This window comes from Veillonella atypica KON, from assembly GCF_002959915.1.
Taxonomy (GTDB): domain Bacteria; phylum Bacillota; class Negativicutes; order Veillonellales; family Veillonellaceae; genus Veillonella; species Veillonella atypica.
In genome coordinates, this window is record NZ_PPDE01000010.1 from 37,803 (window position 1) to 54,359 (window position 16,557).

Here is a 16,557-nt window from a genome sequence, read left to right on the forward strand (position 1 = left end):
TAATTTTCATATGTATATAATAAATAGGAATACCTAAATCTTATAAAAATACAAAAACGACACTCACCAGGAGTGTCGTTTTCATATATCTTGTATAGATATTATTTTTTATTTTTTGCAGCTTTCGCACGTGCAGCACGATCAAGGATTGTTTTACGCATACGAATGCTTTCAGGTGTTACTTCAACAAGTTCGTCATCGTTGATCCACTCAAGAGCTTGTTCCAAGGAGAAGATACGAGGTGGAGTCAAGCGAACTGCTTCATCAGAGGAGCTAGAACGCATGTTAGTAACGTGTTTTTTCTTACATGGGTTAACATCCATATCAAGTTCACGAGTGTTTTCACCGATAACTTGACCTGCGTACACGTCTTGGTTAGGACCAACAAACAATGTACCGCGATCTTGAACAGAGTTCAAGCCATATGGTGTAGTTTCGCCATTTTCAAATGCTACCAAGGCACCGCGTGTACGGGAAGGAATTTCACCTTTGTATGGTGCATAACCATGGAATACATGGTTCATGATACCATTACCTTTTGTAGCTGTTAAGAATTGTGCACGGAAACCGATCAAACCACGTGCAGGAATTACGAATTCCATGCGAAGGTAACCAGCTAACTCAACCATGTTAGTCAATTCAGCTTTACGTTGACCAAGATTTTCCATTACAGTACCCATGAATTCTTGAGGTACGTCGATAGTCAAAGCTTCTAATGGTTCGCACAATTTGTCGTTAATAGTTTTGAAAATTACGCGAGGTTTACCTACTTGTAATTCATAACCTTCACGACGCATAGTTTCAATCAATACAGCCAAATGCAATTCGCCACGGCCAGATACTTTGAAAGCATCGGCAGAATCAGTTTCTTCTACCTTCATAGAAACGTTAGTTTCTACTTCGCGGAATAAACGATCACGTAAGTGACGGGATGTAACGAATTCACCTTCGCGACCTGCGAACGGAGAATTGTTTACGGAGAATACCATGGACAATGTTGGTTCGTCGATGGAGATGGATGGCAATGCTTCAGGATTTTCAGCATCTGCTACAGTTTCGCCGATATTGATATCGTCGATACCAGCGAATGCAATGATATCACCCATTTGTGCTTCGTCAGTTTCAACACGGTTCAAGCCATTGTATGTATATACGCGGCCAATTTTCGCTTTACGAGTGCTTTCACCAGTCATGATAGCCACTTGTTGATTAGGTTTCATTTTACCGCGAACGATACGGCCTACTGCGATTTTACCGATGAAGTTATCGTAATCAAGTGTAGTAACCATGAATTGAAGAGGACCTTCCAAATCACCTTGTGGTGCAGGAATTTCTTTAATCAAGGTTTCAAATAATGGTTCCATATTTACTGCTTCGTCATCCCAGTTAGTTTTAGCCACACCAGCACGAGCAGATGCGTATACTACAGGGAAATCGAGTTGGTCATCATCAGCTTCAAGTTCCATGAACAATTCAAGAACTTCATCTTCAACCTCTTTAACACGTTGGTCAGGACGGTCGATTTTGTTGATAACTACGATTGGTTTCAATTTTTGTTCTAATGCTTTACGCAAAACGTATTTAGTTTGAGGCATTGGACCTTCGTAAGCATCTACGAGAAGCAATACGCCATCAACCATGTTAAGTACACGTTCTACTTCGCCGCCGAAGTCAGCATGGCCTGGAGTATCAACGATGTTGATTTTGATGCCATCATGCATAACTGCAGTGTTTTTAGACAAGATAGTAATACCACGTTCACGTTCCAAATCATTGGAGTCCATTACGCGTTCTGCTACCTTTTCATTTTCACGGAACACATGGCTTTGTTTTAATAATGCGTCCACCAAAGTAGTTTTACCATGGTCAACGTGGGCGATAATCGCTACATTACGAAGATTTTCGCGAATCATAAGATCCTCCCTTTAATTCCTTCAGTATATTCTATATCATATAACGCTTGTGAAAGTCGCTATATAGGTATATTCCCAAAATTGGCAACACTTAATTATAACGCAGTCTATAGAAAAAAGTCAAAACAGACGCCTATTCTAATCATGGCAATTTCAACATTTGATTATACTTTTGACTCATCTTAAACCAAAGACTTATTTACGCTCTATCACGCGCTTAGCAGATTTACGCAACAATGGAATTTGTTCATTCGTTAAATGAAAACAGAATTTAGGAATCATCTGTTCTATAATCTCTTCATCAGAGGCTTTCAAAATAAATTCTGGCTGTAGTATAGGTTCCAATTCATCAAGTCCAGGATAGTCTTTCCCGACGCTCCAATCATGATTCTTATTAAATGGGCACGAGTCTTGGCAATTATCACAACCTATAATCCACTCTTCCAACATATCCTCTGTTACACCTTCTGGCAAATTACCATCACCAAAGGTATTGATAAAAGATACACAGGTTAATGGGTTCATTGTAAACGGTGCAGATAAAGATTTCGTTTTACACCCTTGCTGACATAAATCGCAAGTATCTGGACATGGTGGTATCTCTAGATGCTGAATATACTCACAAGACTTATCTATTAAATAGGCTACCAATTCATAATTAGAACCTTTAGGGCCATAAAAGAAATTATTTTTCCTATAAATGCCAAGTCCTGCTGCTACGGAAGCGGGGCGTAGCGGAACAACCCCTGCAGGCCTTGCTGTTTCACCGCCAATACATTGGATATTCTTACTATGCAACCACGTTTCAAAAGATCGTCTTCGTTTGGCTTCAACACCATCTGGGATATTGGCTAATGATAATAGTAAGCCTTTTGCATATCGCTTCTGCAGCGACACAGGAAACTTATAATTTCCAAAATACTCGGTGCAAACTACTATAGATTGTGCCCAAGGATAATTATCTTTTAATGCTAGAAAGTCTTTACTATGAGCATATACATCTTCACTTTCAGGTACATCTTTTAAACGCTTCGTTAACCGGTCTTTATAAAAATCAAGTGCATCAAGAGGCACTATACCACAACTATCATAGCCACATGCTAGCGCTTTATCATGAATCTCCTGGGCCAACAAAATATTCATATCATCGCCTCCTAAACATAGATTAACTATATAGTTATCATACTCTTTTACAGACTATAAAAAAAGATTTCTTATGAATTCATCATACCTAAAAAAGGATAACGGTTCATAAGAAATCTTGTATGAGTATTTTTTGTATTAATCTTCACCAATCATACGTACTTCGGGTTCAAGATGCACACCATGTTGGTCATATACGCGACGTTGTACTTCAGCAATTAAATCGAGTACATCCTTCGCACTAGCACTGCCTGTATTGATAACAAAGCCCGCATGCTTATGAGACACTTGCGCATCTCCTACGGATAAGCCCTTAAGGCCTGTTTGTTCAATCAAGGTTCCTGCAAAATACCCTGGTGGGCGTTTAAAGGTGGATCCAGCACTAGCAAATTCTAAAGGCTGTTTGGACTCGCGTTTCTCTGTAAGCTCATCCATGCGTGCCTTGATAGCAGCTTTATCTCCAGGTTTAAGTGTCATAATCACTTCACCAATAACCTCATGATTATCGTGGAATATACTATGACGATAGGCAAAATCTAAATGCGATGCATCGTATTCTTTAATATTGCCTTGAAAATCTACAGCTCGAACAGCTGTAACGACATGGCTCATTTCCCCATCATAAGCCCCGGCATTCATAAATACGGCACCCCCTAATGTGCCAGGAATACCGATAGCAAACTCAAGGCCAGTCAAGCCATTTTCCCAGGCGAACTCAGAAGCGTCTTTCAACATATACCCAGAACCGATACACAATACGTTATCATTGCAGTCCATAATTTGTGTCATATGTCGAACAGATACAACAGCACCGCGAATGCCACCATCCTTCACGAGAATATTGGATCCGCAACCGATAATGGTAACAGGCACATCAAACTCGTGAATGGTGCGAAGCGCAAAGCTTAATTCAGCCATCGTTGTAGGTTCAACGAACAAATCAGCAGGACCGCCGATTTTAAAGGTCGTATGATGACGTAAATATTCCTCTTCCCGTACACGTGTACTTGGTAATGTTTCTAATAAAGCCGTTTGTAAAGCCTTAATGTTGTGGTTGTTGTTTTTCCCCATGATCTAACACTTTCATCCCCTCAGTGATTGGTTCGCTAATGATTTTGTAAATATCATTAGATACTTGGCTCCAACGCATTTGCGCTTGCAAATAATTAGCAGCTGCAGTATTTGCTTGAATTTGAGGCATTAATTCCTCTTGTTTCTTTTGCAAATCATCTGCTTCAGGCGCGCCAGATAACTTAGCATATTCCCATTGCATTTGTTGAGCCATAAATGTGCGCACCAATGCAGTTGCTTCTGCGTCAGCTTTCACAGCCTCTTGCGCTTGCATCAACTCTTTATACTCTTCAGATTCACGCATTGCGTGTGCTAAATCATGGGCTTTATCGTAATTCATATTCATTCCCCCTATTGCATACACTATTCTTTGTGAAAGCTAAGTCTCACGAACATCATACATTATTTTACTTATGGCTAATCCAATTGCCAACTTCTTTCAAATCTGGATAATCCAATTGACGCATAGCCTCATAGGCAATAATAGCCACAGAATTAGAAAGGTTTAAAGACCGCGCCTCTTCCACCATAGGAATGCGAATGCACGCTTCCTCATTACCTTCTAATAAACTTTCAGGTAAACCTCTAGTTTCAGGACCAAACACGAGCATATCACCGATTTCAAATTTCACATCTGAATGCACATGTTTTGCCTTTGTAGTAGCATAAAAATAACGACGATCAGGATATTTCGCATATAATTCTTCTATATTTTCATGAACCTGTACATCTACCAAATGCCAATAATCAAGGCCCGCCCGTTTAACGTGCTTGTCATCAATGGAAAACCCCAATGGCTTGATGAGATGCAAGGTCATATGGTTTGCCGCACAAAGGCGTGCAATATTACCGGTATTACCAGGAATCTCCGGTTCATATAATACAATTTCCATATTATTCCCTCTATTCTTATATCTATATTATTCTACCTAATCTAAAGTGCGTATTCAAGTAGTGAATTCTATTTTTCCTAGGTGGGACACAAATAGCACTACACCACTAAGATTATTTACTGCTACTTCGAATAAAATGGCCGCTCTTGCCCCCATCTTTTTCAACGAGATACGTAGGCCCCATAATCATGCCTTTATCAATGGCCTTGCACATATCGTATACCGTAAGAAGGCCCACTTGAACGGCTGTAAGTGCCTCCATTTCTACACCGGTTTGCCCCGTCGTCTTAACCGTAGCCGTAATTTTAACCGCTTTATTATGTGTATCCGTTGTGAAAGCTAAACTTTCACCATCAACAAGGTGACAATGAACCTCTACCTTCGTAAGCATCAAAGGATGGCACAACGGAATGAGATTACTCGTTTGCTTAGCCCCCATAATAGCAGCCAATTGAGCAACGGATAAAACATCCCCCTTCTTCATCGTTCCACCTTGAATGCGCTCAAAAATGGCATCATTGATAGCGATAAAACCTTCTGCTACCGCAATACGATGCGTATGGTCCTTCCCCGAAACATCCACCATCCACGCATTACCTTGTTCATCAAAATGTGTTAATTCCATAATATTTCCTTATTTTATGTATAAATGTACATCAATAGTTTTACTTTTTCCATTTCTATTATACAATATAATTAAATTAGTATATATGAGGAAGGAAGTGTTCCTATGAAAACAAAATTAACTTATTTCGGCCATGCGTGCTTTATGTTAACAAATGGTGACGTATCCATGATTTTCGACCCATTTTTAACAGGCAATACATGGGACATCGCAAAAAAAGGAGATATTAAATGCCAATACATCTTCGTCAGCCACGGTCACGATGATCACTACGGCGACACAGAGTTCATCGCTAAAGCTAACGATGCGCTCGTAATCTCTACAGCTGAAGTTGCTGGCAAAGCAGCTGCTGCAGGTTGCCGTACACATGCGATGCACCTTGGCGGCAAATATGACTTTGAATTTGGTTCCGTTCGTATCGTTCCTGCATTCCATGGCGCTGGCGTACCAGGTGGTCACGCAGCAGGTTGCATCGTCAACTTCTTTGGCGACATCGTATACTTTGCAGGCGACACCGCCCTCTTTAGCGACATGAAACTATTGAACCGCTTTGGCGATATCGACTACGCACTTCTCCCTATCGGCGATAACTACACAATGGGCGTCGAGGATGCAGCCCTTGCAGCTAGCTATGTAAAAGCTCGTATTTCTATCCCAATCCATTACAAAACATGGCCTGTTATCGACCGCGAACCAGCTGTATTCACAAGCCTAGTAGAAGGCAAATACAACCAAACTGCGGTTATTATCGATCCAGGTTCTTCTATTGTTTTAAATAACTAATTACAACGTTGTGACAAAAACAGCCCCCAAACTTCTCCACCGGCTTGTTCTTCGCCCTACGGGCTCAGGCCAAAGTCAGAGTTTGGGGGCCATTTTTGTCATTCCACCTTGGTAATTTATCTATTATAAAACTAATACAGATAAATCAATAAAGTGCAAAAAAGGACGCAATTGCGTCCTTTTATATTAGAAGAATACTTTCATACTCTCAATAAATTAAATAGTATTTACACTCAAAAAAGATATAGGGGCATCTAAAATCTAACCTTCCCCGCCCTTGATATATGTATTTTAAAATTAGAACAGGCCTGTTCTAATTCTAGAACCCTAGTGTAATCAGTAACGTAACAATCTTAATTGATTAAGTATCACCTACGCTCAAAGAGAGAAACGGATGTCTAAAATCTAACCTTTCCCGCCCTTGATATATGCATTTTAAAATTAGAACAGGCCTGTTCTAATTCCAGAACCCCAGTGTAATCAGTGACTTAACAATCTTAATAAGCTAGGTAGCATCTACGTTCAGAAAGGGGACGAGGGTGACTAAAATCTGACTTTGGCCCGTTCTTTATTATGCCCGAAGTGATCAGCTACTTAACAATCTTAATGGAGCAAATATCATCTACGTTCAAAAGGGAGGTGTGAGTGTCTAAAATCTGACTTTGGCCCGTTCTCTTTTTACCCGATGTAATCAATGACTTACCAATCTTAATAAGCTTGGTAGCATCTACGTTCAGAAAGGGGACGAGGGTGACTAAAATCTGACTTTGGCCCTTTCTTTATTATGCCCGAAGTAATCAGCTGCTTAACAATCTTAATGGATCAAATATCATCTACGTTCAAAAGGGAGGTGTGGGTGTCTAAAATCTGACTTTGGCCTGAGCCCCGAAGGGGGGAAGAAATAGCCGGTGGAAGATTTTAGACACCCACACCTCCCTCTGCCGTAAATAATATGGTCTAGTTAAGATTGTTAAGCAATGATTACTCTTGATTCGCCATGGAAAACCCCGACCGACTGCTCATTCTCACGAATTCGTCAATGTCTTGTGTTTCGTCAACGGCTACATAACCCATTTCACGAACTATGCCGTGCGGATTATGCAAGGATAATTTAGGTTCAGAGCCCGTAAGGACCCAAAGTACTTTGTAGCCTTTTGGCGCTTCGCGAAGGCGGTCTTCGCCTTTGCCATCCGTAAAGTATACGAGTAAATCTACGTGATGTTGATTAGCTAGAGAAAATACAGGTGAAAAGGCTGTTGACCCACGCACATCGAGTCGTGGTTTCACATCTTTTACGGATTCCATCGTATAGGTTCGACGTACTTCGTTATCACATTCCACAATGGTAATGCGATGATTATAGGCATGTACGATTTGTAATACTTGTTCTAAAGCATTGGTAAATTCCGCATCTGTAATGCTACCGCTCATATCGAGGGCTACCCACACATTCGCCTTATGTTGACGTAATGTGCCAGATAATTCCAGACGCTCAGGTTGACGACGATTGCGACGCATCGTCGTTTTTTTATGTCCGCTAGCCACCTTACCCATCAACTTTTTAAGATAAAAATACCAAGGCAAGGAACGGCGCGTTTTTTGGAATGTATCGATAAGGCTTTTTACATAGCCTTCCATATCCCCTTTTGATGCTTCGTTAATATAGCGTTCCGTAATTTTATCCATCGTCTCTGTATCGATAGCATCGGACTCATCCCAAATATCATGGCTTGAATCAGCATTAAACTCCATTGCTATGATTTGACTGGAATCCTCGACAGCTATAAAAAGATCTGGTTTTTCCTGCATTGCCTTATCAATGGCCTTTGCATAATATTCTAAAGTACGGAATCGCTTTAGTAAAAGACCATATCTTGCATTTACATTGGCAACGGTTATAGCATCGCGGTCAACATGTTCTAAATAATCATTGACAACCATGTCCATAGCCATGTGAACAGCTTTTTTATTAAACCGTTGACTAAGTTCTTTGACCCGCATCAAATGAGCGGATATGACATGTAATATTTCTCGTTTAATGCCGTCTTTCATAACATCCGGCGGTTGTCGTAACATAATGAAAGGATTCACGTATAGCACATAGCCACCGTGTTTGAGGTTAACACCAAAAGCGCTGGTCATATCTAAGCGTACACGATGCGTCATTTGTAGATAAAAATAGCCAAAGAATTGATCCTCGTCAAGCAATAAACTATTTACATCATGCAAGATATGCCATAACCGTTGTTCATAGCCATCGGCTAGTACGTGTTGTGCCAACACATCGAGATCTGTGCCTTCGCCCTCATACAGTTCCGTTAATCCCTTGCCTATCGTGCCAATATGACTATCCGACATATTGTGATTTACCATATCTACAGCAATATCTTCTGCCTGTTGTTTATGCACTGGATGTTCATCTACATACGCTTGATAACGCGCATATACTTGCTCATACAAAGCATCCGCATCACGAGCAATCTGATTTCGCTTTCTATGCCAGCGATCGAGTTCCTTGATAGCCTCTTCATCGTAGCGTCCAGTCTTCTCCCATCCGTCTATATGAGTGAGCAGGTCAGACGCATCCCGAATATCGTCTTTATCTAAATTTCGATTCATAATTTCTACCTGTCATATGCACTTTCACAATTAACGATTGGCTTCAAAAAACGTTTCAATAAAGAGCTCATCCTCAATAGCATAGCTATACACATGAGCATATGCGTTGCGTAAATCTTTCATAACAGCAATGCGCAAATCACCTGGATACAATGTGATGAACTCAATAAAGTAATGAACTTCTTCGGCATTACTATTACGATTCAAACGATACAACATATTTTTCGCAGAAACATAGAGGCGAGTAGGACTTTCACCATTAACACGTTCTTGCAAGGACATAATGGCACCCGGTTTATGCACAGCCTCTAACACATCATCAAAGGAAATCAATGGCTCTTGTTCAGTTTCAACGAAATTAACAAAGGCCTCCGCAATGAGTTTACCCACATTACCACGGATAACATTTTGGAATACTTCACGGCTATAACCACCTTCCTTATAGATATCATAAATATGAGATATCCGTTCAAAGGAACGCGGTGTCGCATCGATATCATCTTCATGACGTTGATTTAAATAATCTGGATAAGAGGAGATAAATTCCACCACCTTATCTTCAATGCCTACAGAAATAGCCCAGTCAATCCACTGCATATAATCCGCTTCCATATAAAGCCATACGAAACGGTTTTGTTGGGCTGGATCCATATCAATCGTTTGGTAGTCAAAGGAATCCTCTGGGTTCATAGCCGCAATGATGCGCACATCATCGCTCAAAGCAAATCCATTGATTTCTCGATTCAAAATCAAATTCATCAACTCTTGTTGTACCGCATGCTCTGCCCGATTGATTTCATCGATAAACAGCAACACATGTCGACCTGCATTAACAGCCCTTGATACATGTTCTAATGTATGATGAACGGCATACACGGTGGTCTTTATTTCTTTAACCGTCCCATTACTATCTTTATGAGATACAGTTTCCACCGTAGGCAAACCGCCTATTTCACCTTCTTTTAAAAGATTGCCATCAATGGTGACGAGTTCCCAATCATGAGACTCTGCTACGCGCGCTGCTAGCGATGTTTTACCAATCCCCGTTTCACCGACGAGCAATGGTACTTGATTAGCGGCTAGTACCAATTCCACACTAGCCATTGTATCTGTAAAATTCATTATGACTCCTTCTTAATTAATATAGTAAATACTGATCAATAGCAATTTTCTTTGCCTCTATAGATCCATATGCATCAACTAATGACAATACATCGATGGGCCATGTTGATTGGCGTCCACCAATGGCAGGATTGCTTACGATTTCTCGCACATAGCGATCTTCTACAGCAGGATTTGCAATCATTTCAGTTATAATTTGTCGAACCATATCGACAGTCAAGCCTATTTGTTTCGGTACATACCCAAGTATCAATGTAGAAACCTTCAATAGCTCTACCACTGTATCTAAATCTAGGTTCGTAATTTGACGCATAGCCTGCGGATCTTGTAACACGGCGGCTTTCAAAATGTCCAATGTCGGATTCTGGATATAGCGCAATGATAAATAATTAGATTTTACAGCAGCCATTTGAACCCGCTCTGATGGATTGGCAATATATTGCAATACATCATATTGTGTTTCTACAGCCCTTAACTGTAATTCCTCTGATGGATTTGTAATATATCGAATGGCCCAGCCCGATTGGTCTAAGGCAATGCGAACCACATCATCTGATGGATGTTGAATATACTCAAGTACCGCCCAATCTTGTTTGACTAATGAAATCAATAATTCGTCACTTGGATTGTCCACATATTGAATGGCTCGTGGCGACTGTGCTAACGCAGTTTCAATCACTCGATCAGTAGGATTTTTAATGTACTGTAATAGCATCCCATTCTGTTCCACACAGACTAACTGCATTTCCTCTGTAGGATTAGGGATATTGCGTATGCCATGGGGATTGTTTTTGAGAGCCGTTATATATTGTTCCTCTGTCATAATAACCTTCTTTTCTATCTAAAAAGGCCATACGAATACGTACGGCCTATACTGAATTCTATTCCTATTGTATCATAATTTTTCGATATAATTATATCTGTTTCGTATACTTACTACACTGTTAATGAATCTAAATCAGAATTATTCCCAATAACTAATAATTTATCATCTTCACCGAGGATGGTAATTGGGTTTGGTGGAACTTCTAAATCCTCACCGCGTCTTATGCCTACTGCATTAAGATTATATTTCTCACGCAAATTGGAATCTTTCAAACATGTGCCAACCATAAATGAAGGCATTTTTATTTCTATAAGACTAATATTTTTGGATAGTTGTAAATAATCCATCACATGTTCTCTCGTCAACGATTGAACAAGTCGCAACGCCATATCATACTCAGGATAAATAACCTGATCTACGCCGATTTTTTTAAGCATTTTACCTTGCAGGCTATTTTCTGCCTTACACACAACCTTAGGGATATGCATTTCCTTGAGAAGCATGGATGTCATCAAATTAGCTTGGATATTGCCACCAATGGCTACAATGACCATATCAAATTGACTTAATGCCAATGCTTTAATCGCCTCTTCATCAGTAGTGTCCGCTACGATGGCATGTGTAAGATAGGGAGATATTTTTTGTACAACATCTGGATTGATATCTACGCCTAGCACCTCATGATTCATGGATGCCAACATCTTGGCAACGGTCGTACCGAAGCTACCAAGACCTATAACAGCTATTGTTTTTTGTTTCATTATGTACCTCTTTTAGATGTATTGTCATCTATCGTTATAACATTACATTCTCTTCTGCATAAGAAATCGGCTTATTCGGCTTTGTCCGTAACGCCCAAGTTCCAATGACGGTCATGACACCCACACGGCCTGTAAACATGACCAAAATAAGAACCCATTTACTGCTTTCAGATAAATCAGGCGTAATTCCCGTCGTAAGGCCCACTGTACCAAATGCGGACGTAACCTCAAAGAGCAATCGGATAAAATCGAACGGCTCATCCCATGCTAAATAGCACGTAGCTAACAATACCAATAATAGGGAAAGGAATATAATCCCATTCGCCTTAAGAACGGTAACCATAGATATGCGTCGGCCGAAAACCTCTACGTCTGAGCGGTTGTTGAACAATGTACACGATGCTAAGATGGCAACCATAACAGTACTGATTTTAACACCACCGCCCGTAGAGTTTGGACCTGCCCCAATAAACATGAGGATAATACTGACAAACAGTGTGATAGGATGCAGTTGACCATAATCGACAGTAGCTATCCCCGCTGTACGTGGTGTTACAGATTGAAAGATGGCAGCCATTACCTTATCCCACATAGGCAGAGGGCCAAGGGTCTTAGGATTAGCCCATTCTACACCGAGGAATATAATAACTCCTAGGACAATCAATAGAGTCGTACCGATAAGCATAAGTTTGGTATGCAGTTTTAAATCTGCGAAGCGTCTCACCTTGCGATGGGACCATATATCAAAAGCTGCTAAATAACCAAAACCACCGATAATAATTAAGGCTATCGTATTAATATTAAATAATACATCACCTACCATTTTATAGGGCAGATTATTGTCAAAAAATATAAATCCTGCATTACAAAATGTAGAAATGGCTTGCATAAATCCTATATAGAGCGAATCATCACCTATATATGGATGTAGTTGAATAGCATACAAAATTCCGCCTATACATTCAATGGCTAATGTATAAATAGTTAATTTTTTCGTTACATGGAGAAGACCCGCCATCCCATCTTGACCTACGTCTTCTGAAAGTAATAATCGATTCTTAAGGCCTACCCGTTTTCCCAATAGTACGGCAATAATGGTTGTAAAGCATACAATGCCAAGTCCACCTAATTGGATAAGGATGACCATAACAATCTTACCAAACAAGGACCAGTGATAATAAGTATCCACAGTAGTGAGTCCCGTTACGGATACACAAGATACAGCAGTGAAAGCTGCATCAACAAGGGTTGTACCTTGTCCTTGTGTACTCGCTATAGGCAACATAAGAAGAAGAGTTCCCACCGTCATGACCGCTAAAAAGCTAAGTGCTAGCAATCGATATGGATTCTGTTGCATATATCGTTGCATATGATGCGGTTTATGTTTTTGCCACATAGGTCTACTCCAATCCAGCTAGGTTGCATGCTGATTTTAACGATGGTAACGCACTACGCCCACCGATGCCCTGTGTATTGAGCGCAGACACAGCAGACGCAAAAATAGCGGCAGACTCTAACTGTTTATGATCTAAGGATTGTAATATGTCTATAGGTTTTATAAACTCACCATATAATGCATTTTCTTGGCGAATCGACACAGCAAGTTTCGATAAGAATGCACCGTGGAAACTATCTCCAGCACCAGTCGTATCTACTACACTGGCTTGAGGGAATGGTTGACAGCGATACGCCGTTCCATCAGGCCAAACAAAATAACTGCCATTGGCCCCATCGGTAACACCAGCTATTAACGCACCACGGTCATGAATAATGTAACATGCCTCTTCTAAATTAGTAGCCCCTGTATATTTTTCTGCATAGTCGCGAGCCACAATAACGACATGAGATGATTCGGTAATTGGCCTCATATCATTATCGTATCGTTGAGCCCCCCCATCTAGAGAGATAATAGTACCACTTTGTCGCGCTATATCAATAGCGGTACGCATCAAATGGCGATGGCGTCCATTGATATGCACGATGGATGCATTTTCTATTAATCCCTGATACTTGTCTAAGAACTCTGGATCAGACGCTGTAGATCGTTCAAAAAATACAGCGCGTTCCCCTGTCTTCTGTTTCACAAGAATCGTTGCAGTTCCACTCTTAGCATCCGCATCAACTTGGATGCCCTCTGTATTGACATTATATTTATGAAAGTCCTCTAGAATATAGCGTCCAACCATATCATCCCCAATACGGTCAATCATTACCGTCCGAGATCCATATTTACCAGCCGTGGCTAGTGCAGTCGCTACCGGCCCGCCGCCATCTGTAGTAGATGAGATGGCCTCTTGCACCTCACGCCCCGTTGGAAAATGATCAACCACGATGAATCGATCTAAGGTACTAGCCCCAATACCAACTATATCTATCACTTCGTTAGGAAATGCATTCATACTAACCTCCTAATACCTTGTATAACTATATGTACAGAATACATTCCAAAACATAAAAAGTAAACCCTAGGCCACGATATATTCTCGTTAAACTGAATCGTCCAGTTTAAAGAATAGATCGTAATCTAGGGTTTTAATACTAAGATAAAACGTACCTGTCAATGTTTGTAGTTATTTATATGAGAGGTTGTTAGAGATAATTAGGACATCATACGTTCCATCATGTATTCAATTTCATCAGCGCTCAAATTCGCCATAGCTTGCACCATGCGGTTTGCCGCTTCACCAGAGGCACCACTCTTGGCAATTTCCTCTTTCGCTTTTGCCATGAGAGCTTCTTTACGTTGTACTTCACTATCTTCATCTGTCGGTACGGAAATATTAGCCTTACCTTGACCAATACCACGTACCTCTTGGTTAGGATTTTCTTTAGATGTAGTCTTCGTATCTTGGGCCGCTACGGATTCTAAGGCAAAGGAATTTTTACCAGTTAAAATATATTCCATAGCCTCCAATGTACTTTGCGTAATATTTACAGTCCAGAATTCACCAGCGGATGTCAATTTATACAATAAGCCATTATACGAAACTAGGCCTCGTTTCTCCCATAGTTTATACAACCAATTCAATTCATCTAAACGAGAATCCATAGCCACTAATGTATTGATATCCAAGTAGCCTTGTTCCAATTGGCTTACTACTTGGTTTACAAATGGTTGTAAATCACTTTGCTTCATAAGTGCCATAAATGGTTTTTCGCCACGGCTTACCATATCTTCATATGGTTTAAGCGCACGATGTAACATCATCCCATAACCATCCACATTGCCACCGGCACCACTGCCAAACGGGAACATCGGTACACCTGCTTTAGCTAAGATATTGTATAAACTACGTTCACGATTATTAGCACTCCAGTGAGCAGCACTTAATCTACGGTACGCACGGGCATCTAAGTATTTACGACCAAATTCAAACATATCCCCTTGCATAGCGGTTGTTGCCGCAGGTGGTACCTTACCACTTGCAATATCGCGGTTTAGGTCACTACCATCGAATACATTCAATTGATATAAGTCGGCGCCATCTACACCAGAACTTACTAAATCGGCTAAGTCTTGTTCCCATACATCCATTGTTTGACCAGGCAATCCGTAAATCAAGTCGATCACAACGGAGCATTGACCATAGGCCTTTAGGGCCGCTAGCCGTTCTAGTACGGTTTCTTTTGTATCCAAACGACCTACCATTTGGCGCACTTCAGTATTAAAGGATTGGATGCCAATAGACATACGGTTAACGCCGTTATCCATCCATACTTCAAGATTTTCAGGAATCAAATCATGAATGCGACCTTCTAGGGTAAGCTCATAATCATTTGCTAGTGGTAAGTATTCTTTAATCGCTTTTAACAAGCGCTCAGAGTTTGTTGGAGATAAGGATGTCGGTGTGCCACCGCCAATGAATACAGCGTGGATAAGACCATCCTTTAAGCGCGGACTTTCACTAGCCAGCTTAAGTTCCCCAATAAGACCATCAATATATTGGTCTTCAATACTTTGACTTGTACCATTTTGAAAGAAACCACAGTATGTACATTTCGTTTTACAAAACGGAATGTGAATATAAGCACACTGCATTTGCCCCCTCTTAGGAGTACCACGCATTACAGTATCCCATACAGATTGTGATTCCTTAGGTGAAATTAAAGTCCCATTAAGGCCTGCGTGAACAACGCGCTTATGAGGAAAGGCGCCACTCATAGGATTATCACAGGCCAATCCTAGTTGCAGATTCCGTTGTTTTTCTGGAATCGATTCGAAAAAACTCGCTAAACTCATACGTTCCCCCTTTCACTCATTAGCCTTGCAACTTTGCAAGCACAGATTTAGCAAATTCTTTCGCATTTGCAAAATCTTGTTCATCAGGATGCGTTTCTGCCGCCTTATGCAATGCATCACGTTCAGGACTTTGTCCATGAGCAGATCCTGGTGGGAACATTTTGTACATCATCTCAATAACCTTAGGGTCAATTTTACCTTGGCATACAAAACCATCTACAAGAGATTCTTTATTAGGCAATAAGGCAGATGCCTTTTCAATACTTTCACGAGCATGATCAGAATCGGCATACATACCTAGTGTAGCAAAGAATACTACATGTTTATTTGTAAGGGTTTCAATCAACTTAGCCGCTTCTTTATTAGCTGTGCCACGATCCACCCAGAAACCTAAAAATACAGTATCGTAATCCCCTAGATTAGCCGGTGCCTCTTTTACCGGTACACAAGGTGTACCTTCAGGCATAACAGAGGCCATCGCCTCCGCTACGCTTTTTGTATTCCCAGTGAGGGAAGAATATAAAATAATAGTACCCATATTTATCTCCTTACATTATGTAT

Annotated in this window: 15 protein-coding genes; 1 reads left to right on the forward strand and 14 read right to left on the reverse strand. The window is 40.6% G+C overall.

What is annotated here, in order from left to right:
- Window positions 1-101: 101 nt before the first annotated feature.
- The 6 genes from typA to moaC form a co-directional block, all read right to left on the reverse strand.
- Window positions 102-1,913: a translational GTPase TypA gene (gene typA / locus VAHSUH02_RS08785; RefSeq protein ID WP_005382888.1), complete on the reverse strand. Its 1,812-nt coding sequence runs from the start codon at window positions 1,911-1,913 to the stop codon at window positions 102-104.
- 195 nt (window positions 1,914-2,108) lie between these two features.
- Window positions 2,109-3,056 carry an epoxyqueuosine reductase gene (locus VAHSUH02_RS08790; protein ID WP_005382886.1) on the reverse strand — a complete coding sequence of 316 codons (948 nt, stop codon included), beginning with the start codon at window positions 3,054-3,056 and terminating at the stop codon, window positions 2,109-2,111.
- 138 nt (window positions 3,057-3,194) lie between these two features.
- Entirely contained in the window at window positions 3,195-4,127 is a 933-nt protein-coding gene (gene murB / locus VAHSUH02_RS08795) for a UDP-N-acetylmuramate dehydrogenase (RefSeq protein ID WP_005382884.1), read from the reverse strand.
- Entirely contained in the window at window positions 4,099-4,467 is a 369-nt protein-coding gene (locus VAHSUH02_RS08800) for a YlbF/YmcA family competence regulator (RefSeq protein ID WP_005378601.1), read from the reverse strand. Before VAHSUH02_RS08800 ends, murB begins: the two co-directional genes overlap by 29 nt.
- 67 nt (window positions 4,468-4,534) lie before the next feature.
- Window positions 4,535-5,020, reverse strand: a complete 486-nt coding sequence (trmL, locus tag VAHSUH02_RS08805; protein WP_005382882.1) for a tRNA (uridine(34)/cytosine(34)/5-carboxymethylaminomethyluridine(34)-2'-O)-methyltransferase TrmL — start codon at window positions 5,018-5,020, stop codon at window positions 4,535-4,537.
- 112 nt (window positions 5,021-5,132) lie between these two features.
- On the reverse strand, window positions 5,133-5,645 hold the full coding sequence (gene moaC / locus VAHSUH02_RS08810; protein ID WP_005382881.1) for a cyclic pyranopterin monophosphate synthase MoaC: 513 nt from the start codon (window positions 5,643-5,645) through the stop codon (window positions 5,133-5,135).
- Window positions 5,646-5,750: 105 nt separating this feature from the next.
- Between moaC and VAHSUH02_RS08815 the strand changes: the two genes are divergently transcribed.
- Window positions 5,751-6,428: a metal-dependent hydrolase gene (locus VAHSUH02_RS08815; RefSeq protein ID WP_005382880.1), complete on the forward strand. Its 678-nt coding sequence runs from the start codon at window positions 5,751-5,753 to the stop codon at window positions 6,426-6,428.
- Window positions 6,429-7,409: 981 nt separating this feature from the next.
- Here VAHSUH02_RS08815 and VAHSUH02_RS08820 read toward each other — a convergent pair.
- From VAHSUH02_RS08820 to VAHSUH02_RS08855, 8 genes are all read right to left on the reverse strand, one after another.
- A complete protein-coding gene (locus VAHSUH02_RS08820) occupies window positions 7,410-9,047 on the reverse strand; it encodes a vWA domain-containing protein (protein ID WP_005382879.1) in 1,638 nt (545 codons plus the stop codon).
- Between the two features lie 30 nt (window positions 9,048-9,077).
- On the reverse strand, window positions 9,078-10,169 hold the full coding sequence (locus VAHSUH02_RS08825) for an AAA family ATPase (protein WP_005382876.1): 1,092 nt from the start codon (window positions 10,167-10,169) through the stop codon (window positions 9,078-9,080).
- A 16-nt stretch (window positions 10,170-10,185) separates the two neighbouring features.
- Window positions 10,186-10,992 (reverse strand): hypothetical protein, encoded by an 807-nt coding sequence (locus VAHSUH02_RS08830; RefSeq protein ID WP_005382875.1) that lies wholly within the window; start codon window positions 10,990-10,992, stop codon window positions 10,186-10,188.
- A 113-nt stretch (window positions 10,993-11,105) separates the two neighbouring features.
- Window positions 11,106-11,756: a potassium channel family protein gene (locus VAHSUH02_RS08835; RefSeq protein ID WP_005382873.1), complete on the reverse strand. Its 651-nt coding sequence runs from the start codon at window positions 11,754-11,756 to the stop codon at window positions 11,106-11,108.
- A gap of 34 nt (window positions 11,757-11,790) precedes the next feature.
- Window positions 11,791-13,152 (reverse strand): TrkH family potassium uptake protein, encoded by a 1,362-nt coding sequence (locus VAHSUH02_RS08840; RefSeq protein WP_005382871.1) that lies wholly within the window; start codon window positions 13,150-13,152, stop codon window positions 11,791-11,793.
- Between the two features lie 4 nt (window positions 13,153-13,156).
- Window positions 13,157-14,155 carry a carbohydrate kinase family protein gene (locus VAHSUH02_RS08845; RefSeq protein ID WP_005382870.1) on the reverse strand — a complete coding sequence of 333 codons (999 nt, stop codon included), beginning with the start codon at window positions 14,153-14,155 and terminating at the stop codon, window positions 13,157-13,159.
- Between the two features lie 200 nt (window positions 14,156-14,355).
- A complete protein-coding gene (gene hutW, locus VAHSUH02_RS08850) occupies window positions 14,356-15,996 on the reverse strand; it encodes a heme anaerobic degradation radical SAM methyltransferase ChuW/HutW (protein WP_005382869.1) in 1,641 nt (546 codons plus the stop codon).
- Between the two features lie 19 nt (window positions 15,997-16,015).
- Window positions 16,016-16,534 carry a flavodoxin family protein gene (locus VAHSUH02_RS08855; protein ID WP_005382868.1) on the reverse strand — a complete coding sequence of 173 codons (519 nt, stop codon included), beginning with the start codon at window positions 16,532-16,534 and terminating at the stop codon, window positions 16,016-16,018.
- Window positions 16,535-16,557 lie beyond the last annotated feature (23 nt).